Genomic DNA, 20,848 nt, shown 5'->3' with positions numbered 1-20,848 from the left:
CGTCCCACTGCTTGGGTTGCCCGTATGACGAACCGGAACGACCTGGCCTCGGCCTTCCGTGCCCTGCACATCCCCGGGACCCCGCTGGTCCTGCCCAACGCCTGGGACGCCGTCAGCGCCCGGCTGGTCGAGGAGGCGGGGGCCGCCGCCGTTGCGACGACCAGCGCCGGGGTCGTCTGGGCGCTCGGCGCGCCGGACGGCGAACGGGTGGACCGCGACGCGGCCCTCGAAGCCGTCGCCCGTATCGCCCGCGCCGTGACCGTCCCCGTGACCGCGGACATCGAGAGCGGCTACGCCGAGGACGCCGCGGGCGTCGCCGACACCGTCCGAGCGGTCCTCGCCGCAGGGGTGGTGGGCGTGAACATCGAGGACGCGCTGTACGACGTCGGCGTCGGAGCGGGCGGTCCGCTACGGGACGTCGAGGAGCAGGCCGGGCGGATCGCCGCCGCCCGCGAGGCGGCCGACGCGGCGGGCGTGCCGCTGTTCGTCAACGCCCGGACCGACACCTTCCTGAGCGGCGCCGGGGGAGTGGACTCCACCCTGGAGCGGGCCGCCGCGTACCGCGCCGCCGGGGCCGACGGGATCTTCGTCCCCGGGGCCGTCGACCCGGGGATCGTGAAGGAACTCGTGGACGGCGTCGACGGGCCGCTGAATGTCATGGCAGGCCCGGGCGCACCTCCGGTCGCCGAACTCGCGGCCCTGGGAGTGGCTCGTGTCAGTGTGGGCTCGGGCGTCGCCCAGGCCGCCCACGCCCTGGTCCGCCGAGCCGCGCGGGAGCTGCTGGACACGGGGACATACGGGTCACTCGCGGACGCTCTGGACTACGGCGAGGTCAACGCCCTGCTGGCGCGGGGACGTTAGCTCAGCACGCGTCCCGCATCAGCTCCGCCAGACCGTGGTCCAGATCCAGCTGGAGGTGCTCGAGACCGACGGGCACGAGCTCGCTCGTGGCCTCCAGGAACCGGCGCACCTCACTGGAGCGGACATGCACGACGGCGGTGCCCTCGGGGGCGTGGAACTCCAGTACCGTGCGGTCGTACCCGTACGGCCGCACCCGCACGTCGCCGTGTCCCTCGGCCTCCTTCAGGCCCGCGGCGAGCAGCTCACGGGAGAAGGTCCAGCAGACCTCGACGCCCTCCAGCGTGGCCGGGGCGGGGAAGGTCATGCGGACGGCGAACGGGTCACGTCGGTCGTAGTGGAGCGTCGCGGGAATGCTCGGCATTCGCGGCGCGGCGGCGACGAGACGGGCCTCCACGGGCTGCTCGATGACGATGGACAACGCCTTGCTCCCTTGTGACGGCTGGACGGACTTCCGGCCGGATGAGGCCGGGCATTGGAAGAGACGCCGGATTCAGCCAATCCGTGCACACGAAATGCGAGTGACCTCCGTCACCGCGTTCATGCACCAGAGTGACGTGACTCTCCTCATGTGCCACGGCGGGCGTTTGTGGCGCCCACCGCGGGGCCCCGGAACGCCGCCGAGGCCGTCTGGACGGCGCCCGGACGGTGGGCTAGCTTCCCCGGCCATGAGGCGCTTGGGGAGCACGCGACGGACGGGACGAACACGACGCAGGGCGACCGCGGCGGCGGCATGCGTGGCGGCACTGGCCGCCCTGACCGCCGTACCGGCGCAGGCGCACGAGCCGGAGCACCGGGTGCCGCACTGGGAACCGAAGGACACCGGCACCCCGGAGGTACGGTTCCGCGGCCTCGCCGCCGTCAGCCGGAACACGGCCTGGGCCGCCGGGACCGGCGGCACCGTGCTGCGCACCACCGACGGCGGGGCGACCTGGCGGAACGTCTCGCCCCCGGGCGCGGCGGAGTTGCAGTTCCGGGACGTCGAGGCGTTCGACGCGCGCCGTGCCGTGGTCCTGGCCATCGGCGAGGGCGAGGCGTCCCGGGTGTACCGCACCGACGACGGCGGGACGACCTGGACGGAGTCCTTCCGCAACACCGACCCGAAGGCCTTCTACGACTGCCTGGCCTTCTTCGATCCCCGCCACGGCCTCGCGATGAGCGACCCGGTGGACGGGAAGTTCCGCATCCTGTCGACCGGCGACGGCGGCCGTACCTGGAAGGTGCTGCCGAACGCGGGCATGCCGGCCGCGCAGGAGGGCGAGGCCGGATTCGCGGCGAGCGGCCAGTGCCTGGTCACCTCCGGGCCGAAGGACGTCTGGCTCGCCACCGGCGGGGCCGCACGCGCGCGGGTGCTGCACTCCGCCGACCGGGGCCACACCTGGACGGCCACCGACACGGCCCTCCCGGCGGGCGACCCGGCCCGCGGTGTCTTCGCGCTGGCCTTCCGCGACCGTACTCACGGCCTCGCGGTCGGCGGTGACTTCCGCCCCGAGCAGCCCTCCCCGCGGGCCGCCGCGCGCACTGCCGACGGCGGCCGCACCTGGCGCCCCGCCGCCACACCCCCGCCCGCCTACCGCTCCGGCGTCGCCTGGCTCCCGCACAGCCGCACCGCCGCCCTGGCCGTCGGCCCCACCGGCACCGACCTCACCTCGGACGGCGGCCGCACCTGGCGGACGGTCGACACCGGTTCCTACGACACCGTCGACTGCACCCCGGACCGAGGGTGCTGGGCCGCCGGCGAGAAGGGCCGGGTTGCCCGCCTGGAGCACTGAGCATGCGGACCGCCCTGATAGTCGGCAATGTGGGTACCCGTTCACTGGTCGTGAAAGGAAGTGAGCGGTGATGCCACGCGGTTCGAGCTCCAAGCGGGAGCGCCAGTACGAGCACATCAAGGACAGTGCGCAGGACCGGGGCGAGAGCACCGGCCGCGCCAAGGAGATCGCCGCGCGGACGGTGAACAAGGAACGCGCACGCTCCGGCGAGTCGAAGACCGCCAGCCGCACCTCCACGAAGGACATGTCCTCCGGCAAGCGCGGCGGTCAGCGGTCCGGGAAGGGCTCCCAGGGGCCCACCTACGACCAGCTGTACCAGGAGGCCAGGCGCCGCGGCGTCGACGGACGCTCCAGCATGAACAAGAGCCAGCTGCAGCGCGCACTGAACAAGTGAGGCGCGTGCCTCCCGAGGCCGGCGGGACTCCCTGATCCCGCCGGCCTTCGCGCTGCCCGTAGGCTCGGGCCCACCATGACGACCGTACGCATCCCCGAAGACTGGCCCGCGACCGAGGAAGAGGCCCGCGCCGTCCAGGACGAACTGCGTGAGCGCGTGATCCTCGACGAACCCGGACCGCCGCCCGGCACGGGCCGTGTGACGGGGGTCGACGTGGCCTACGACGACGAACGTGACGTCGTCGCGGCTGCGGCGGTCGTCCTGGACGCGTCGAGTCTCGAGGTCGTCGCTCAGGCCACGGCGGTGGGCCGCGTCTCCTTCCCCTATGTGCCCGGACTGCTCGCCTTCCGCGAGATCCCCGCGGTCCTGGCCGCCCTCGACGCCCTGCCGCTCGCGCCGGGCCTGGTGGTCTGCGACGGCTACGGCCTCGCCCACCCCCGCCGCTTCGGCCTCGCCAGCCACCTCGGCGTCCTCACCGGCCTCCCCACGATCGGCGTCGCCAAGAACCCCTTCACCTTCGCCTACGACGACCCAGACACCCCGCGCGGCAGCAGCTCCGCGCTGCTCGCCGGCTCCGAGGAGGTCGGCCGCGCCCTGCGCACCCGGGAGGCCGTCAAGCCGGTCTTCGTCTCGGTCGGCCACCGCGTGACGCTCGCGGGCGCCTGCGCCCACACCCTCGCGCTGACCCCCGAGTACCGTCTCCCGGAAACCACCCGCAGGGCGGACGCCCTCTGCCGCGAGGCCCTGCGGGAGACCTGCTCGACCTGACCGGCCACCGCCCGGCCGAGGGACCGGCCGGTGTGATCTGAGTACCGGCTCTGAGTACCTGTACGGATGCCCGGCCGCGGCCCCGTCGGCAGGCTGGGGCGCATGACAACCCACCGCGCTCCCAAGCCTGTTGCCGGACCGACCCAGACGGTCGAGCGGGCCGTCACGGTCGGGCTGATCCTCGCCGTGCTGGCCGGTCTCGCCTGGATCGCCGGGATGATCTACACCATCGCCGAGTGGCCGATGTAGGACGGAGCCCCTCGGCCGTCCCTCAGCGGGTCGACGCGACGCGGAAGCGGATGCCCGCCGCGCTCAGCCGGTCGATCAGCGCGTCGCCCATCGCGGCCGCCGTGGTGACCTGGCCCGCCGTCTTCGGCAGCTCGTCGAAGGCCAGGCACAGCGCCGACTCGGCGAGCATCTTCGCCGTCTCGTCGTAACCCGGGTCGCCGCCGGAGACCTCCGTGTACACCCGCCGGCCGCCGCCCTCGCCCACGAAGCGCAGGGAGAACCAGCTCTTCGCCCGCTTCTCGGGGCTCGGCCCGTCCCCGGGCTTGAGCCGGTCCGACAACCAGCGCCGCGCGGGCGGCACCTGAGCCGCCGCCACCAGCGCGCCGACGGCCGCGACCCCGCCCACCGCCATGGGCAGGTGCCGGACCGCCGCGTACTGCCGGTAGCGGAAGTCGGGGCCGTACCGCTCGAGGGCCGCCGCGGACCGCCGCACGATCTGCGGGTCGATGGTCGGCATCGGCAGCGCCCAGGCGCCGACCTCCTTGGCGAACCGCGGCGTACCCGTCGGCACGGAGACCCGCCGTCCCACCAGCCGCGGCTCGTGCCGCCGCCGGTCCCGCACGGCCGCTGCCATCTCCCGCTGCCGCGCGAACTGGTTCAGGGCCGAGTTGAAGGTCCCGCCCGAGAAGGCGGCGTCCACGGTCACGAAACCGTCCACGGTCAGCGGCACGTCCTCGGGCAGCTGCCGCACGGTGAAGTACACGCCCAGGTCGTGCGGGATCGAGTCGAAGCCGGCGGCGTGCACCAGCCGGGCCCCGGTCTCCCGCGCGCGTGCGTCGTGCCGGACGTACATCAGGTCCACGAACTCCGGCTCGCCCGCGAGGTCGAGGTAGTCGGTCCCGGCGTCCGCGCAGGCGGCCACGAGCTCCTCGCCGTACTTCACGTAGGGGCCGACCGTCGTGGCCACCACGCGCGCCTGCTCGGCGAGAGCGCGCAGCGAGGCCGGGTCGGAGACGTCCGCCAGCAGCACGCCCACCTCCGCGCCGTCCGGCAGCCGCTCGCGCAGCCGCTCCAGCTTCTGAGCGCTGCGGCCCGCGATCGCCCAGCGCAGCCCGTCCGGCGCGTGCGCGGCCAGATACTCCGCGGTGAGCGCTCCGGCGAAACTGGTGGCTCCGAAGAGCACGATGTCGTACGGACGGTCCGTCCTGTTCAGCCTGCTCATGACACCCCTCGGTCGTGCAGCCCGTGCCGCTGTCGGTGGCCGAGGCTAGCGTGAGGGGTGCGGAGCCCGACGACGAGCCCGGAGGAACGACGATGGCCGTGCCCAGGAATGCCCTGAAGAAGTGGGAGAAAGTGCGCGAGTTCGCGCTGGGGCTGCCGGGTGCCGTCGAGGAGTTCCCCTGGGGCGAGTCCGTCGCGAAGGTCAACAAGAAGGTGTTCGTCTTCCTGGGCGTCCAGGACGGCAGTTACCCCCTGGGTGTGACGGTGAAGCTCAAGGACGAGACGGCCCACGCCCACGCCCTGTCCAGCCCCGGCGCCGAGCCCGCCGGTTACGGCCTGGGCAAGGCCGGCTGGGTGAGCGTCCCCCTGGAGCCGCAGGGAGCCCCGGCCGCGGAGATGCTCTGCGACTGGGTGGAGGAGAGCTACCGGGTGATCGCGCCGAAACGGCTGATAGCGGAACTGGACGCGGACTGACTCCGTCGGGCAGATTACTAAGCGCTTGCTCTCTTCAGGTCTTGTGCCGATCGGAACGCGTTCTTAGCATCACTGGTGTTACATCAGTTGTGTCACAGCACTGGGGGCTGGATGACCACGGCAAAGACGCCAGGACACGGCCCGCTCACCGGCGTGCGCGTCGTCGAGCTGGCCGGCATCGGGCCCGGCCCGTTCGCCGCCATGCTCCTGGCCGACCTCGGGGCCGACGTCGTGCGCGTGGACCGCCCCGGCGGCCCCGGACTCGCCATCGACCCGGCGTACGACGTCACCAACCGCAACAAGCGCTCGGTGGTCGTCGACCTGAAGTCCCCGGACGGCCCCGGCCATGTGCTGGACCTCGCCGCACGCGCCGACATCCTGGTGGAGGGCTATCGCCCCGGTGTCGCCGAGCGCCTGGGCGTCGGCCCCGAGGTCTGCCACGCCCGCAACCCGCGCCTCGTCTACGGCCGGATGACCGGCTGGGGACAGGACGGTCCGCTCGCCGAGCGCGCCGGGCACGACATCGCGTACATCGCCCCCACCGGCACCCTCGGCATGATCGGCCGGCCGGACGAGCCGCCGGCCGTCCCGGCCAACCTGCTCGGCGACTACGCGGGCGGCTCCCTGTATCTCGTCGTCGGCGTCCTCGCCGCCCTGAACCACGCCCGCGCGACCGGCACCGGCCAGGTCGTCGACGCCGCGATCGTCGACGGCACCGCCCACCTCGCCACGATGATCCACGGCATGCTCGCCGCCGGCGGCTGGCAGGACCGCCGCGGCGCCAACCTCCTGGACGGCGGCTGCCCCTACTACGGGACGTACGAGACGGCCGACGGCAGGCACATGGCCGTCGGCGCCCTGGAGCCGCAGTTCTACGAGGAGTTCCTGACCCTCCTCGGCGTCGAGGACCAGGCCACGGCCCGCAAGGATGTCACCCGGTGGGGCGAACTGCGCGAACAGATCGCGGTCCGCTTCAAGACCCGGACCAGGGACGAGTGGACGGCCGTCTTCGAGGGCTCCGACGCGTGCGTGGCGCCCGTCCTGTCCCTGCGCGAGGCCCCGCACCACCCGCATCTCGCCGCCCGCGGCACCTTCACCGACCACGGCGGCATCACCCAGCCCGCCCCGGCCCCCCGTTTCTCCGCGACCCCGACCTCCGTCCGCACCGGCCCGGCGCGGCCGGGCGCCGACACGGCGGACGTCGCCCGGGACTGGGACGTCCCCGGGCTCCTCCCAGCGTTCCGCAACCCTCAGTGAAAGGCCCCCTCGTGAGCACCGAAGCGTACGTGTACGACGCGATCCGCACCCCGCGCGGTCGCGGCAAGGCCAACGGCTCCCTGCACGGCACCAAGCCCATCGACCTGGTCGTCGGACTCATCCACGAGATCCGCGCCCGCTTCCCCGGCCTCGACCCGGCCGCCGTCGACGACATCGTCCTCGGCGTCGTCGGCCCGGTCGGCGACCAGGGCTCGGACATCGCCCGGATCGCCGCCATCGCCGCCGGGCTGCCCGACACGGTGGCCGGCGTGCAGGAGAACCGCTTCTGTGCCTCGGGCCTGGAGGCCGTCAACCTGGCCGCCGCCAAGGTGCGTTCGGGCTGGGAGGACCTCGTCCTCGCCGGCGGCGTCGAGTCGATGTCCCGGGTGCCGATGGCCTCCGACGGCGGCGCCTGGTTCAACGACCCGATGACCAACCTCGACGTGAACTTCGTGCCGCAGGGCATCGGTGCCGACCTCATCGCCACCATCGAGGGCTTCTCCCGGCGGGACGTCGACGAGTACGCGGCCCTCTCCCAGGAGCGCGCGGCCACCGCCACGAAGGACGGCCGCTTCGAGCGGTCCGTCGTCCCGGTGAAGGACCGCAGCGGCCTCGTCGTCCTCGACCACGACGAGTTCCCCCGCCCCGGCACCACCGCCGACTCCCTCGCCAAGCTCAAGCCGTCCTTCGCGGACATCGGCGAACTCGGCGGCTTCGACGCCGTCGCGCTCCAGCAGTACCACTGGGTGGAGAAGATCGACCACGTCCACCACGCGGGCAACTCCTCCGGCATCGTGGACGGCGCCTCGCTCGTCGCGATCGGCTCCAAGGAGGTCGGCGAGCGCTACGGGCTCACCCCCCGCGCGCGGATCGTCTCCGCCGCCGTCTCCGGCTCCGAGCCCACCATCATGCTCACCGGCCCCGCCCCCGCCACCCGCAAGGCCCTCGCCAAGGCCGGACTGACCATCGACGACATCGACCTCGTCGAGATCAACGAGGCGTTCGCGGCGGTCGTGCTGCGCTTCGTGAAGGACATGGGCCTGTCCCTGGACAAGGTCAACGTCAACGGCGGCGCGATCGCCCTCGGCCACCCCCTCGGCGCGACCGGCGCGATGATCCTCGGCACGCTCGTCGACGAACTGGAGCGCCAGGACAAGCGCTACGGCCTCACCACGCTGTGCGTGGGCGGCGGCATGGGCGTCGCCACGATCGTCGAGCGCATCTGACCACCTCCCAACGGATCACTACGGAGCACATCCCCATGAGCACTGAGTCCACCACCATCCGCTGGGAACAGGACCGCACCGGCCTCGTCACCCTCGTCATCGACGACCCGAACCAGTCCGCGAACACCATGAACCAGGCGTTCCGCGACTCCCTCGCCGCCGTCACCGACCGCCTGGAGGCCGAGAAGGACTCCATCCGGGGCGTCATCATCACCTCCGCCAAGAAGACCTTCTTCGCCGGCGGCGACCTGCGCGACCTGATCCGCGTCACCCCCGAGACGGCCCAGGAGCTGTTCGACGGCGGCATGGCGATCAAGCGGAACCTGCGCCGCATCGAGACCCTCGGCAAGCCGGTCGTCGCCGCGCTCAACGGCGCCGCCCTCGGCGGCGGCTACGAGATCGCCCTGGCCTGCCACCACCGCGTAGCACTCGACGCGCCCGGCTCGAAGATCGGCTGCCCCGAGGTCACCCTCGGCCTGCTCCCCGGAGGCGGCGGCGTCGTCCGCACCGTCCGGCTGCTCGGCATCGCCGACGCCCTGCTGAAGGTCCTCCTCCAGGGCACCCAGTACAACCCGCGCCGCGCCCTGGAGAACGGCCTCGTCGACGACGTCGCCGAGACCCAGGAGGAACTGCTCGCCAAGGCCCGTGCCTTCATCGACGCCAACCCGGAGTCGCAGCAGCCCTGGGACAAGCCGGGCCACCGGATCCCGGGCGGCACGCCCGCCAACCCCAAGTTCGCCGCGAACCTGCCCGCCTTCCCGGCGAACCTGCGCAAGCAGACGGGCGGCGCCCCCTACCCGGCGCCGCGCAACATCCTCGCCGCCGCCGTCGAGGGCTCCCAGGTCGACTTCGAGACCGCCCAGATCATCGAGGCCCGCTACTTCGTGGACCTCGCGGCCGGGCAGACCTCGAAGAACATGATCCAGGCCTTCTTCTTCGACCTCCAGGCCGTCAACTCCGGCGCCAACCGCCCCAAGGGCATCGAGCCCACGAAGGTCCGCAAGGTCGCCGTCCTCGGCGCCGGCATGATGGGCGCGGGCATCGCCTACTCCTGTGCCCGCGCCGGCATCGACGTCGTCCTGAAGGACGTCTCCCTGGAGGCGGCCCTCAAGGGCAAGGGCTACTCCGAGAAGCTGTGCGCCAAGGCCGTCTCCAAGGGCCGTACGACCCAGGCGAAGGCGGACGCGCTGCTCGCCCGGATCACGCCCACCGCCGAGGCGCAGGACCTGGCCGGCTGCGACGCCGTCATCGAGGCCGTCTTCGAGGACACCTCCCTCAAGCACAAGGTGTTCCAGGAGATCCAGAACGTCGTGGCGCCCGACGCGCTGCTCTGCTCCAACACCTCCACCCTCCCCATCACCGCACTCGCCGAGGGCGTGGAGCGCCAGACCGACTTCATCGGGCTGCACTTCTTCTCGCCGGTCGACAAGATGCCGCTCGTCGAGATCATCAAGGGCGAGCGCACGGGCGAGGAGGCGCTGGCCCGCGCCTTCGACCTGGTGCGGCAGATCAGCAAGACCCCGATCGTCGTCAACGACTCGCGCGGCTTCTTCACCTCCCGCGTCATCGGGCACTTCATCAACGAGGGCGTCGCCATGGTCGGCGAGGGCATCGAGCCCGCGTCGGTCGAGCAGGCCGCCGCCCAGGCCGGCTACCCGGCCAAGGTGCTGTCCCTGATGGACGAGCTGACGCTGACGCTGCCCCGCAAGATCCGGGGCGAGACGAAGCGCGCCGTGGAGGAGGCGGGCGGCACCTGGACCGCCCACCCCGCCGAGGCCGTGATCGACCGCATGGTCGACGAGTTCGGCCGCACGGGCCGCAGCGGCGGCGCCGGCTTCTACGACTACGGCGACGACGGCAAGCGCTCCGGACTCTGGTCCGGACTGCGCGAGCACTACACCAAGCCCGGCCATCAGATCCCGTTCGACGACATGAAGGAGCGCATGCTCTTCTCCGAGGCGCTGGACACCGTCCGGCTGCTCGAGGAAGGCGTGCTGACCTCGGTCGCCGACGCCAACATCGGCTCCATCTTCGGCATCGGCTTCCCGGGCTGGACCGGCGGCGTGCTCCAGTACATCAACGGCTATGAGGGCGGCCTGCCCGGATTCGTGGCACGCGCGCGGGAACTCGCCGAGCGCTACGGCGACCGGTTCACGCCTCCCGCGCTCCTGGTGGACAAGGCGGAGAAGGGGGAGCGGTTCAGCGACTCAGCCCGGGGCTGACTCCTCCGGAGGCTCCGTGAGCCACTCGCCCAGCTCTTCCTTCAGCGACCGCTGAAAGGCCGTGAGGAGCGCCTGCACCACCAGAGGGTGCATGTGCGCCGACAGGGACCGCACGTCCCGGGCGTCACGCTCCGCCACCTCGCCCCGGAAGAGCTGGGAGAGTTCACGGGCCGCGGCGCGCGTGTGTTCGATGAGAACCTTGCGCGCCGCGAAGATCGCCTCCTGGGAGAGCGGCACGTCCAGCAGCCCGACGCCCAGCCGGAGCAGACCGAGGTCGGCTTCGTACCCGTCGTCACCGGGCCGGACCACGCCCATCGCGACCAGCCGCTCGACGTCCTCGGCGCCGAGCGGCCGTCCGGCCCGGCGCTCCAGTTCCTTCGCCGTGACCGTCTCGACGGTGTCCGGCGCCCAGGAGGCCACCACGGCCCGGTGGATGGCGAGGTCGTGCGCGCTCAGATCCGGCGGCAGCTGCCGCAGATAGCGCTCGATGCCCGACAGCGTCATGCCCTGCCGCTGCAACTCCTCGATCAGCGCCAGCCGGGCCAGGTGCTCCCGACCGTAGTGCCCCACCCGCCGGGGGCCGAGAACCGGGGGCGGCAGCAGCCCCTTCGTGCCGTAGAAGCGGACCGTGCGCACCGTGACACCGGCCCGGGCGGCCAGTTCGTCGATCGTGAGGGTCGGCTCCTCGGTGTCGGTCGTCATATGCAGCAGTATCGCTGTCTCACCAGTGCTGTGAAACCTCCGGCGACCGACGTGAAGGTGCTGTGAGAAGTAGCGCTCTGTGACGTATGCCACCGCGTGAGTCGCGCTCGGTGGGGGAAGGTGGCCCCTTGGTCTGTGCCTTTACCGAGGGCGCAGACCTTATGTACGTCCGGACAAGCCGAGCGTGACCCGCTCGGGCGCACCAGAGAAGTGGATCCACCGTGAGCAAGGACGCCGTGAACACGGCAGCAGCCGCATCCCGTAGCGACGCGGCCCAGGTGCCCGCGGACGCGGGTGACGCCGGCTACAGCAAGGACCTCAAAGCCCGCCACGTCAACATGATCGCCATCGGAGGCGCGATCGGCACCGGACTCTTCCTGGGCGCCGGCGGGCGGCTGCACAACGCGGGCCCGGCACTGGCGATCGCCTACCTGGTGTGCGGCGTCTTCGCCTTCTTCGTCGTGAAGGCCCTCGGCGAACTCGTGCTCTACCGCCCCTCCTCGGGCTCCTTCGTGTCGTACGCGCGCGAGTTCCTCGGCGAGAAGGGCGCCTATGTCGCCGGCTGGATGTACTTCCTGAACTGGTCGACCACCGGCATCGCCGACATCACCGCGATCGCGCTCTACACGCACTACTGGAGCCTGTTCACCGACATCCCGCAGTGGGTGCTCGCGCTGGCCGCCCTCGCGGTCGTGCTGGCCGTGAACCTGATCTCGGTGAAGATCTTCGGTGAGATGGAGTTCTGGTTCTCGATCATCAAGGTCGCCACGCTCGTCGGCTTCATGTTCATCGGCATCTTCCTGCTCGCCACGCAGCACAAGGTGGGCGGCCAGACACCGGGCATGAGCGTGATCACGGAGAACGGCGGCGTCTTCCCGCACGGCATGATGCCCGTCGTCCTGGTCATGCAGGGCGTGATCTTCGCGTACGCCGCGCTGGAACTGGTCGGTGTCGCCGCGGGTGAGACCGCCGAGCCGGAGAAGGTCGTCCCGCGCGCGGTGAACTCGATCATGTGGCGGGTCGGGCTCTTCTACGTCGGCTCGGTCGTCCTGCTGGCCCTGCTCCTGCCCGGCTCGGTCTACTCGGCCGACCAGAGCCCCTTCGTCACGGTCCTGTCGAAGATCGGCATCCCCGCGGCGGGCGACGTGATGAACCTGGTGGTCCTCACGGCGGCGATGTCCTCCCTCAACTCCGGCCTGTACTCCACGGGCCGCATCCTCCGCTCGATGGCGATGGCGGGATCGGCCCCGAAGTTCACGGCCCGTATGAACCGCAGTCAGGTCCCCTACGGTGGCATCCTGCTGACCTGCGCGGTGTGCGTGCTCGGCGTCGGCCTGAACTACCTGGTGCCGGCCCAGGCCTTCGAGATCGTGCTGAACGTCGCCTCCCTCGGCATCATCAGCACCTGGGTGATCATCATGATCTGCCACCTGGTCTTCGTCCGCCGCGCCAAGGCGGGCCTGGTCGAGCGCCCCTCCTTCCGCCTCCCCGGCAGCCCGGTCACGGAGATCGCCACGGTCGTCTTCCTGCTGGCCTGCCTCGGCATGATGTGGAACGACCCCGAGGTCGGCCGCAGGACCCTCCTGCTCGTCCCGCTGATCGCGGCCATGCTGGTCGCGGGCTGGTTCGGCGTCCGCCGCAGGGTGTCCGCGACGGCCGACCAGGAGCTGTCGCAGCTGACGAAGTAGCAACCCGGGGCCGTTGTCAGTGGCCCCGTCCACGGTGGCGTCATGTCGGGGATCAGGTATGTCCGGGGTGACGCCACCGTGCCGTCGGTGAAGGGCGTCACGGCACTGAGGCGGCACGGCTCGGACCGCCTCAGCCCTGCCCGTCGAAGCTCCGTACCAGACACTGCGTCAGGCGCTTCGCGAGCGAGCTGTCGGGATCCAGCAGGGGGTTGAAGATGGCTACGTCGAGGCCCACGGCTCCGCTGTCGGAGAGGGCCGTGTGCAGGACGGTCTCCAGTTCCTGCCAGGTCAGGCCGCCGGGCAGGCGGTAGTCGACGGCGGGCATGGCCGCGTCGTCCAGTACGTCGACGTCGAGGTGGATCCAGTACCCGGCGCCCGTGCCGTCGCCGGTCAGCAGGCCGACGGCGCGCTGGGCCGCCCCGGCCGCCCCCAGGGCACGAACGGTGTCCAGGTCCATCGTGTGCAGCGCGGACGGCAGCGGCTGCATGCCGTAGGACGCGGATTCCTCCGCGTCCCGGAAGCCCAGGGCGACGACGTCCTCGTCCCGCACCAGGGGGCCCCGGCCCTCCAGGTCGGCCAGGACGTGCGGGCCGCGCCCGGTGGCCAGGGCGAGTTCCATCGAGGCCGCCTCACCGGTGGGCTCCGCCGACGGCTGGTAGAAGTCGGTGTGCCCGTCGAGGAAGAGCAGGCCGTGCCGGTCCCGGCGGCGCAGCGCGAGCAGGTTGCCGAGGAGCACGCTGCAGTCGCCGCCCAGCACCACGGGGAACCGGCCGTCGTCGAGGACCCCGCCGACGGCATCGGCCAACGCGCCGGAGTACCCCGCGATGCCGTCCGGGTTGAGCACCCCGGTGTCCGGATCCCGCTCCGGGTCGTAGCCGGGCGGCTCCACCCGGCCCGCCCGCACCGCTCCCAGCCCCTCGGCCAGCCCGGCCCCGAGCAGCGCCTCCGGCAGTCCCTCGACCCCGGTCGGCCGCAGCCCCAGCACGGACGGCGCCTCGACGATCGCCACATCCCGCACGCCCGGCTCCTCCGAACGCGGCCCGGGCCCGTACACCCGGGCGTATGGGGCCACGGTAGACCGACACCGGGGAGCAGGCGCGCCGACGCCGGGCGGAGTGAGGGCGCTGCGCCTACTAGCCCCCACCTCTGCCGCCCTGGCGGCGCGATGCCGCTGCGCCCCCCGGGCCGCCCCGGCGGCATGAGAGCCCGCGCTAGATCAACGCGACCCCCGTGCGGCCGGGCCGTGCTCGTGCGCCCCGTTCGTCGCCTTGATCTTCTTCCACGACTTGGGCTGCGTCACCGTCCCGCCGGCCTTCGCGACGGACGCGGTCCGGGCCGCCGCCGACGTCGGCTTGGACGCCTGGAACAGCCATGTGTCGAAGAGCGCGGCCAGGGGCTTCCCGGACACCTCCTCGGCGTAGCGCCGGAAGTCGGCGACCGACGCGTTGCCATGGGCGTACTTCTGGGGCCAGCCCTTGAGGATCGCGAAGAACGCCTCGTCGCCGATCTCGTTGCGCAGTGCCTGGACGGCCAGTGCGCCCCGGTCGTAGACCGCCGCGTGGAACTGGTTCTCCGGCCCCGGGTCCCCGGGCTTCACCGTCCAGAACGAGTCGTCCGCCGGATGCGAGGCGTACACGTAGTCGGCGAGTTCCTGCGCCGTGCCCTCGCCCTCGTGCTCCGACCAGAGCCACTGCGCGTACCGTGCGAACCCCTCGTTGATCCAGATGTCCTTCCAGCGCTTGAGGGACACGTCGTCCCCGTACCACTGGTGGGCGATCTCATGGACGACGAGTGACACGTTCGACCCGTTCGCGAACTGCCGCGGGCTGTAGTACGGCCGGGTCTGCGTCTCCAGCGCGTAGCCCGTGGTCGTGTTCGGCACGTATCCGCCGAGCGCGTTGTAGGGGTACGGCCCGAAGTACCCGGCCAGCCAGTCCGCGATCTCCCCGGTCCGTTCGATGCTCGCCCGTGCCGCGCCGGCGTGGTCGCCCAGCTCCTTGCTGTAGGCGTTGAGGACCGGAACGCCGCTCTCGGTAGTGCCCGTCGTGATGTCGAACTTCCCGACCGCGAGCGTGGCGAGGTACGTGGCCTGCGGCTTGTTCGAGCGCCAGTTCCAACGAGTCCAGCCGAGCCGTGAACTCGTCGACTGGAGCGTGCCGTTGGAGATGGCCTGGGTGCCGTCCGGGACCAGTACGGACACGTCGTAGGTGGCCTTGTCGAGCGGGTGGTCGTTACCGGGGAACCACCACGCCGCGGCCTCGGGCTCGTTCGCCGCGACACCGCCGTCCGGGGTCCGGTGCCAGCTGGTGAAGCCGTAGGCCTGCTTCGACGACGGCACCCCGCGATAGCGCACGACGACCGTCACGGGCGCGCCCTTGGCCAGCGGCGTCCCAGGCGTGATCTCCAGCTCGTGCTCGCCCGACGTCCTGAACGAGGCCTTCGCGCCGTTGACGCGCACCTCGCCGACGTCCAAAAGGAAGTCCAGGTTGAAGCTCGACAGCTCCTGCGTGGTGCGGGCCACGAGGGTCGCCGTGCCCTCCAGTTCGTCCGTGGCCGGCTGGTACTTCAGCCGGAGGTCGTAGTGGGAGACGTCGTATCCGCCGTTCCCGTAGGCCGGGTAGTAGGGGTCACCGATGCCCGGCGCGCCGGGGGAGTGGGGCGCGGCCGACGCCGGGATCGCCAGCAGGAGAACGGCCGCTGCCAGGGCTCCCGGCGCGATGATTCTGCGGTGCACGCAAGGCTCCAAGTCGTAGGTCCCGAAAGCTGTCCGGAGCCTATTGACTCCCTGTGTCACCAGTCATGTCCATGGTCCCTGCTGTCACACGATCGCCATTCGGCCGACATGAGGCACCGGCCGAGCCCCCGGGCCCCTCCCGGACACGCCGGTCCGTCAGCTGCCCTCTTCTGAACAGGAGTTCACCGATGTAGCGTCCGGCGCATGCCGAAACGCACGCGCTTCACGACCTGGAGACCGCTCGCGACGGCGGCCACGGCCGCCCTCTTGGCCACCCTGCTCACCCCGGCCGCGGCACAGGCCGCCCCGCGCGGGAGCGAACCCGTCTACTCGTACGACAAGGCCGTCCGCGAGGCCGTCTGGGTGGACACCGGACTCGACGGCGACGGCGACGGTAAGGCCGACCGCGTCGCCGTCGACATCGTCCGCCCCCGCGAACCCGCCCGGCAGGGCCGCAAGGTTCCCGTCATCATGGACGCCAGCCCGTACTACTCCTGCTGCGGGCGCGGCAACGAGAGCCAGCGCAAGACGTACGACGCGAACGGCGACGTCGTCCAGATGCCGCTGTACTACGACAACTACTTCGTGCCCCGCGGCTACGCCTTCGTCGGCGTCGACCTGGCCGGAACCAACCGCTCCGACGGCTGCGACGACGTCGGCGGACGCTCCGACGTCCAGTCGGCGAAGGCCGTCGTCGACTGGCTGAACGGCCGCGCCAAGGCCTACACGACCCGCACCGGCACCACCCGGGCCAAGGCCGGCTGGACGAACGGCCGCACGGGCATGATCGGCAAGAGCTGGGACGGCACCATCGCCAACGGCGTCGCCGCCACCGGCGTCAAGGGACTGAAGACCATCGTCCCGATCAGCGCCATCTCCTCCTGGTACGACTACTACTTCCAGCAGGGCGCCCCGCTCTACGACTCCGGCCCCGAGTGGCTGTCCGACTACGTCAACAGCCCCGACGCCCGCGAGAAGTGCGGCGCCGTGCAGCAGAAGCTCGTCGACGGGGCCCCGCGCACCGGCGACCGGACCCCGCTGTGGACCGAGCGCGACTATGTGAAGGACGCGAAGAAGGTCAGGGCCAGCGTCTTCCTGATCCACGGCATGCAGGACCTCAACGTGCGCATGAAGCACGTCGGCCAGTGGTGGGACGCCCTCGCGAAGCACGGCGTCGAGCGCAAGATCTGGCTCTCCCAGACCGGCCACGTCGACCCCTTCGACTTCCGCCGCGCCACCTGGGTCGACACCCTGCACCGCTGGTTCGACCACGAACTCATGGGCTACGACAACGGCATCGACCGCGAGCCCATGGCGGACATCGAACGCCGTCCCGACCAGTGGAGCACCTCCAAGGTCTGGCCGCCGGCCGGCACCCGGGACACCACCCTGCGCCCCGACCGGGGAACCCAGCCCGGCGTCGGCACCCTCGGCCTGCACCGCGGCCACGGCACCGAGACCTTCACCGACGACCCGAAGCTGAGCGAGACCGACTGGGCCGCTCAGGTCGACAAGCCGACACCGGAGAAGGCCGGTTTCGCCACCGGGCCGCTCACCCGCGACCTGCGCCTGTCCGGCTCCTCCGAGGTCACTGTCACCGCGACGCCCTCCGCCCCGACGGCCCATCTCTCCGCCGTCCTCGTGGACATCGGCCCCGACACCATCCGCGACTACGCCGACGCCGGCGAAGGCATCACCACTCTCACGAACCGCACCTGCTGGGGCGCGAGCACCGCCGGCGACAACTCCTGCTTCAAGGAGGCGAAGGCCAAGACCGCCGACGTCGACTACACGGTCGTCAGCCGCGGCTGGGCCGACCTCGGCAACCACGCCTCGGACGACAAGGGCTCCCCGCTCACCCCGGGCAAGCGGTACACGATCACCCTCGACCTGGCGGCGACCGACCATGTCGTCCCGAAGGGCCACCGTCTGGCGCTGATCGTCGCGGGCACCGACAAGGGCCTCATCGACGCTCCCGCCGACACGCCGAAGCTGGCGCTCGACCTCTCGCGAACCTCGGCCGACGTGCCGTTCGTCGGCGGACCCGCCGCCTTCGCCCGCGCCACCGCGGGTGCCGCGCTCACCCCGCCCGTCGCCGCGCTCCTGGACGGCGTACGGCAACCGCGCTCCACCCACCGCGTCCCGGAGGGAACCCAGTGAACCGCGTCCGCGCCCTGACCCTGACCGCCGCCCTCGCCGCATCCCTGGTGGCCGTCCCCGCCCAGGCGGCCACGGCCGGCGACTCCCCGCCGCGCACCGGCTTCGAGCGGACCGACGGCGCCCGCTGGACCACCCAGCCCGAGGAGCAGGACTTCCTCAAGGCCGTCGACCGGTCGAGCGGCCGGGTCTCCCTGACCCGCTTCGGTACGACGAAGCAGGACCGCCCGCTCCAACTCGTCCGGATCGGCACGAGCCCGAGCCCGAACAAGGTGCTCCTCGTGTGCAGCCAGCACGGCGACGAACCCTCTGGCCGCGAGGCCTGTCTCAGCACCGTCCGTGACCTCGCACACGCCCGCGACAGCCGTACCCGGCGCTTCCTGGACCGCACCACCGTCCTCGTCGTGCCCACGGCCAACCCCGACGGCCGGGCCGCGAACACCCGCGGCAACAGCGACGGCGTCGACATCAACCGCGACCACCTCGCCCTGCAGACCGCCGAGGGCCGCGCCCTGGCAGCGCTCATCCGCGACCAGCGCCCCGACATCATCTACGACCTGCACGAATACGGCGCGACACCCCCGTACTACGACAAAGCCCTATTCGACCTGTGGCCGCGCAACCTCAACACCCACGACGCGGTCCACGACGAGGCGCAGACCCTCTCCGAGGCCTATGTCCGCCCCGCGGCACAGCGGGCCGGCCACTCGACCGGCACCTACGGCATCTGGACCGACCCCGAAACCGGCGAACCGGTCAAACAGGTCGCCGGAGATGGACAGGAGCGCATTTTGCGCAATATGTCCGGTGTAAAGCATTCGGTCGGACTGCTCATCGAGAGCCGCGTCGACCCGCTCACCGAAGCGGAGAAGGCGGACGAGGCGCTGAACAACCGGCGCCGGGTCACCTCCCAACTGGACGCGCTCAAGGGTCTGTTCGGTTACACCGACCAGCGCCGGGGCCGCATCGAGGCCACGACGGCCAGGGCCCGGCTCGCCGGCTTGGCTGCCACCGGCCCCGTCTACGTCGGCGGCGCCGACAACGACACGCCCGAACCCGCCGAGGTGATCCAGAACCCGCCCTGCGGCTACCGGCTCACCGCCGCGCAGTACACCGAGGTCGGCGACGAACTCGCGCTGCACGGTGTGCGCGTACGACGGGACGCCGAGGGCGTGCTCGTCCCCCTGCGCCAGCCCCTGCGGGCACTCGTCCCGTTGCTGCTCGACGAACGGGCCACGTACCACCTCACGGCAGCCGAGTCCGAACCGCAATGTTCAGGAGGATGAATTTGCGCCACACGTGGTAGGGGCGTTACGGAGGACTTACGGTCCTCCTACGTTCCAATGAAAGGTGCCGCCTGTGACACACGACCGACCAAGCGAGAACGACCCCCATAAGGGAGGCGCGCTGCCGGGATCGGAAGCGGGCCTCCCCGGTCAGGAGACGCCCCAGACCGACCGGATCGTCTTCGGTGTCACGGCGGCGCTCACGGTCGCCTTCGTGATCTGGGGTGCCACGGCGACCGACTCGCTCGAATCCGTCTCCGGCAGCATGCTCAGCGGGCTGATGCACAACGGCGGCTGGGCGTTCATGCTCGCCGCCTCCGGCTTCGTCGTGTTCGCCCTCTGGCTCGCGATCAGCCGTTACGGCCGTATCCACCTCGGTGCGGAGGGTGAGGAGCCCGAGTTCCGCACGGTGTCCTGGGTCGCGATGATGTTCAGCGCGGGCATGGGCATCGGCCTGATGTTCTACGGCGTGAGCGAGCCGCTGTCGCACTACTCGACGCCCCCGCCGGGCACCGACCCGGCCGACTCCGGCGAACGCATGGAGACGGCCATGGCCACCACCCTGTTCCACTGGACGCTCCATCCCTGGGCGATCTACGCCGTGGTGGGCCTCGCCATCGCCTACAGCACCTTCCGCAGGCGGCGCCGCCAGACCATCAGCGCCGTCTTCACCCCGCTCATCGGCAAGAAGCACGCGAACGGCGCCGCCGGCCGGGTCATCGACATCCTCGCGATCGTCGCGACCATCTTCGGCTCCGCCGCCTCGCTGGGGCTCGGCGCCCTCCAGATCGGCTCCGGTGTGCAGGAGCTGAAGTGGATGGACAAGGTGAGCACCGGGCTGCTCGTCACGATCATCGCGGTACTGACCCTGGCCTTCGTCGCTTCCGCGATCTCCGGTGTGGAGAAGGGCATCCAGTGGCTGTCCAACACCAACATGGTGCTGGCGCTGATCCTCACTCTGTTCGTGTTCGTGGCGGGCCCGACCATCATCGTCCTCGACCTGCTGCCGACGTCTGTCTTCGCCTACCTCGGCGATCTGCCCCAGCTGGCCGGCCGTACGGAGGCCAGCGGCGGGGAGGGCGTCGCGGACTGGCTGGGCAGCTGGACCGTCTTCTACTGGGCGTGGTGGATCTCCTGGACGCCGTTCGTCGGCATGTTCATCGCCCGGATCAGCCGGGGCCGGACCATCCGGCAGTTCGTCGGCGGCGTCATCCTCGTGCCCAGCACGGTCAGCCTGGTCTGGTTCGCGATCTTCGGCGGCTCGGCGATGAAGATGCAGGAGGAGGGCAAGCTCGGCAAGGAGGCGACCCCCGAGGGCCAGCTCTTCGACGTGCTGCAGCAGTTCCCCATCGCCACCGCCACCAGCCTGCTGGTGATGGTCCTTGTCGGCATCTTCTTCGTCTCGGGTGCCGACGCGGCGTCGATCGTCATGGGCACGCTCTCGCAGAAGGGCGCGCTCGAACCCGGCCGCCTGGTGGTGGTGTTCTGGGGCGTCGTCACCGGTGCGGTGGCCGCGATCATGCTGCTCGTCGGCAGCGGCTCGGGCGACGCGCTGACAGGTCTGCAGAACCTCACCATCCTCGCCGCGGCGCCGTTCGTCGTCGTGATGACCTTCATGTGCGTCGCCCTCATGCGCGACCTGCGCCGTGACCCGGTGATCGTGCGTGAGCAGATGGGTTCCGAGGCCGTCGAAATGGCCGTCATGGCAGGCCACGAGAAGTACGACGGCGACTTCGAGTTCCGTGTCGGCCCGGGCGTCGGCCCGGACGTCGAGGGCGACCCCATCGGCAAGCACTGATACGACTGACCGCCCTGACGGATGCCCCCGGCCGGGGCGTCGGAGCCTGACGGCTCCGATGCC

The 20,848-nt window shown here is 71.3% G+C and carries 18 protein-coding genes; 13 read left to right on the top strand and 5 right to left on the bottom strand.

Annotated elements, in window-relative coordinates; all coding sequences use genetic code 11:
* The first annotated feature begins 24 nt into the window (after window positions 1-24).
* Window positions 25-861: an isocitrate lyase/phosphoenolpyruvate mutase family protein gene (locus ACFT32_RS06405; RefSeq protein WP_382486406.1), complete on the top strand. Its 837-nt coding sequence runs from the start codon at window positions 25-27 to the stop codon at window positions 859-861.
* 1 nt (window position 862) lies between these two features.
* Here the strand turns inward: ACFT32_RS06405 and ACFT32_RS06400 are convergent, their stop codons facing one another.
* On the bottom strand, window positions 863-1,279 hold the full coding sequence (locus tag ACFT32_RS06400) for an SsgA family sporulation/cell division regulator (protein ID WP_184588159.1): 417 nt from the start codon (window positions 1,277-1,279) through the stop codon (window positions 863-865).
* A gap of 247 nt (window positions 1,280-1,526) precedes the next feature.
* Here ACFT32_RS06400 and ACFT32_RS06395 point away from each other — a divergent pair, with 247 nt between their 5' ends.
* From ACFT32_RS06395 to mmpA, 4 genes are all read left to right on the top strand, one after another.
* Entirely contained in the window at window positions 1,527-2,630 is a 1,104-nt protein-coding gene (locus ACFT32_RS06395; protein WP_382486404.1) for a WD40/YVTN/BNR-like repeat-containing protein, read from the top strand.
* Between the two features lie 70 nt (window positions 2,631-2,700).
* Entirely contained in the window at window positions 2,701-3,024 is a 324-nt protein-coding gene (locus ACFT32_RS06390; RefSeq protein ID WP_382486402.1) for a plasmid stabilization protein, read from the top strand.
* A gap of 75 nt (window positions 3,025-3,099) precedes the next feature.
* Window positions 3,100-3,792 (top strand): endonuclease V, encoded by a 693-nt coding sequence (locus ACFT32_RS06385; protein ID WP_382486401.1) that lies wholly within the window; start codon window positions 3,100-3,102, stop codon window positions 3,790-3,792.
* A 102-nt stretch (window positions 3,793-3,894) separates the two neighbouring features.
* Window positions 3,895-4,041 (top strand): morphogenic membrane protein MmpA, encoded by a 147-nt coding sequence (mmpA, locus tag ACFT32_RS06380; protein WP_261684247.1) that lies wholly within the window; start codon window positions 3,895-3,897, stop codon window positions 4,039-4,041.
* Between the two features lie 22 nt (window positions 4,042-4,063).
* Here mmpA and ACFT32_RS06375 read toward each other — a convergent pair whose 3' ends face one another.
* Complete coding sequence (locus ACFT32_RS06375; RefSeq protein WP_382486399.1) at window positions 4,064-5,242, bottom strand: saccharopine dehydrogenase family protein; 1,179 nt, start codon at window positions 5,240-5,242, stop codon at window positions 4,064-4,066.
* A 92-nt stretch (window positions 5,243-5,334) separates the two neighbouring features.
* On the opposite strand from ACFT32_RS06375, the gene ACFT32_RS06370 reads away from it, so the two are divergent.
* The 4 genes from ACFT32_RS06370 (at window position 5,335) to ACFT32_RS06355 (ending at window position 10,420) form a co-directional block, all read left to right on the top strand.
* Window positions 5,335-5,715 carry an MmcQ/YjbR family DNA-binding protein gene (locus ACFT32_RS06370; RefSeq protein WP_382486397.1) on the top strand — a complete coding sequence of 127 codons (381 nt, stop codon included), beginning with the start codon at window positions 5,335-5,337 and terminating at the stop codon, window positions 5,713-5,715.
* A 111-nt stretch (window positions 5,716-5,826) separates the two neighbouring features.
* Window positions 5,827-6,972, top strand: a complete 1,146-nt coding sequence (locus ACFT32_RS06365; RefSeq protein ID WP_382486395.1) for a CaiB/BaiF CoA transferase family protein — start codon at window positions 5,827-5,829, stop codon at window positions 6,970-6,972.
* A gap of 11 nt (window positions 6,973-6,983) precedes the next feature.
* Entirely contained in the window at window positions 6,984-8,198 is a 1,215-nt protein-coding gene (locus ACFT32_RS06360; protein WP_382486394.1) for an acetyl-CoA C-acetyltransferase, read from the top strand.
* Between the two features lie 35 nt (window positions 8,199-8,233).
* A complete protein-coding gene (locus tag ACFT32_RS06355) occupies window positions 8,234-10,420 on the top strand; it encodes a 3-hydroxyacyl-CoA dehydrogenase NAD-binding domain-containing protein (RefSeq protein ID WP_382486392.1) in 2,187 nt (728 codons plus the stop codon).
* Here ACFT32_RS06355 and ACFT32_RS06350 read toward each other — a convergent pair.
* The gene (locus ACFT32_RS06350) at window positions 10,406-11,122 is read right to left on the bottom strand and encodes a MerR family transcriptional regulator (RefSeq protein ID WP_382486390.1); all 717 of its coding nucleotides are present in this window, start codon (window positions 11,120-11,122) and stop codon (window positions 10,406-10,408) included. The two genes, ACFT32_RS06355 and ACFT32_RS06350, sit on opposite strands and share 15 nt — an antisense overlap.
* A gap of 221 nt (window positions 11,123-11,343) precedes the next feature.
* Here ACFT32_RS06350 and ACFT32_RS06345 point away from each other — a divergent pair, with 221 nt between their 5' ends.
* Entirely contained in the window at window positions 11,344-12,810 is a 1,467-nt protein-coding gene (locus tag ACFT32_RS06345; RefSeq protein WP_382486388.1) for an amino acid permease, read from the top strand.
* Between the two features lie 130 nt (window positions 12,811-12,940).
* Here ACFT32_RS06345 and ACFT32_RS06340 read toward each other — a convergent pair whose 3' ends face one another.
* Window positions 12,941-13,828 carry an arginase family protein gene (locus ACFT32_RS06340; RefSeq protein ID WP_382486386.1) on the bottom strand — a complete coding sequence of 296 codons (888 nt, stop codon included), beginning with the start codon at window positions 13,826-13,828 and terminating at the stop codon, window positions 12,941-12,943.
* A gap of 198 nt (window positions 13,829-14,026) precedes the next feature.
* Window positions 14,027-15,544, bottom strand: coding sequence for a M1 family metallopeptidase (locus ACFT32_RS06335; RefSeq protein WP_382486384.1), 1,518 nt, complete (start codon window positions 15,542-15,544; stop codon window positions 14,027-14,029).
* Window positions 15,545-15,748: 204 nt separating this feature from the next.
* Between ACFT32_RS06335 and ACFT32_RS06330 the strand changes: the two genes are divergently transcribed.
* The 3 genes from ACFT32_RS06330 to ACFT32_RS06320 all read left to right on the top strand — a co-directional run bounded on the left by ACFT32_RS06330 (window position 15,749) and on the right by ACFT32_RS06320 (window position 20,785).
* A complete protein-coding gene (locus tag ACFT32_RS06330; RefSeq protein WP_382486382.1) occupies window positions 15,749-17,704 on the top strand; it encodes a Xaa-Pro dipeptidyl-peptidase in 1,956 nt (651 codons plus the stop codon).
* A complete protein-coding gene (locus ACFT32_RS06325) occupies window positions 17,701-18,987 on the top strand; it encodes a M14 family metallocarboxypeptidase (RefSeq protein WP_382486380.1) in 1,287 nt (428 codons plus the stop codon). Before ACFT32_RS06330 ends, ACFT32_RS06325 begins: the two co-directional genes overlap by 4 nt.
* Window positions 18,988-19,060: 73 nt before the next feature.
* On the top strand, window positions 19,061-20,785 hold the full coding sequence (locus ACFT32_RS06320; protein ID WP_382486378.1) for a BCCT family transporter: 1,725 nt from the start codon (window positions 19,061-19,063) through the stop codon (window positions 20,783-20,785).
* Window positions 20,786-20,848 lie beyond the last annotated feature (63 nt).

This window comes from Streptomyces sp. NPDC057002 (assembly GCF_042673825.1).
In the GTDB taxonomy this organism is placed as follows: Bacteria; Actinomycetota; Actinomycetes; order Streptomycetales; family Streptomycetaceae; genus Streptomyces.
Note: the sequence above shows the minus strand (reverse complement) of the source record. Positions and strands in the feature narration are given on the sequence as shown.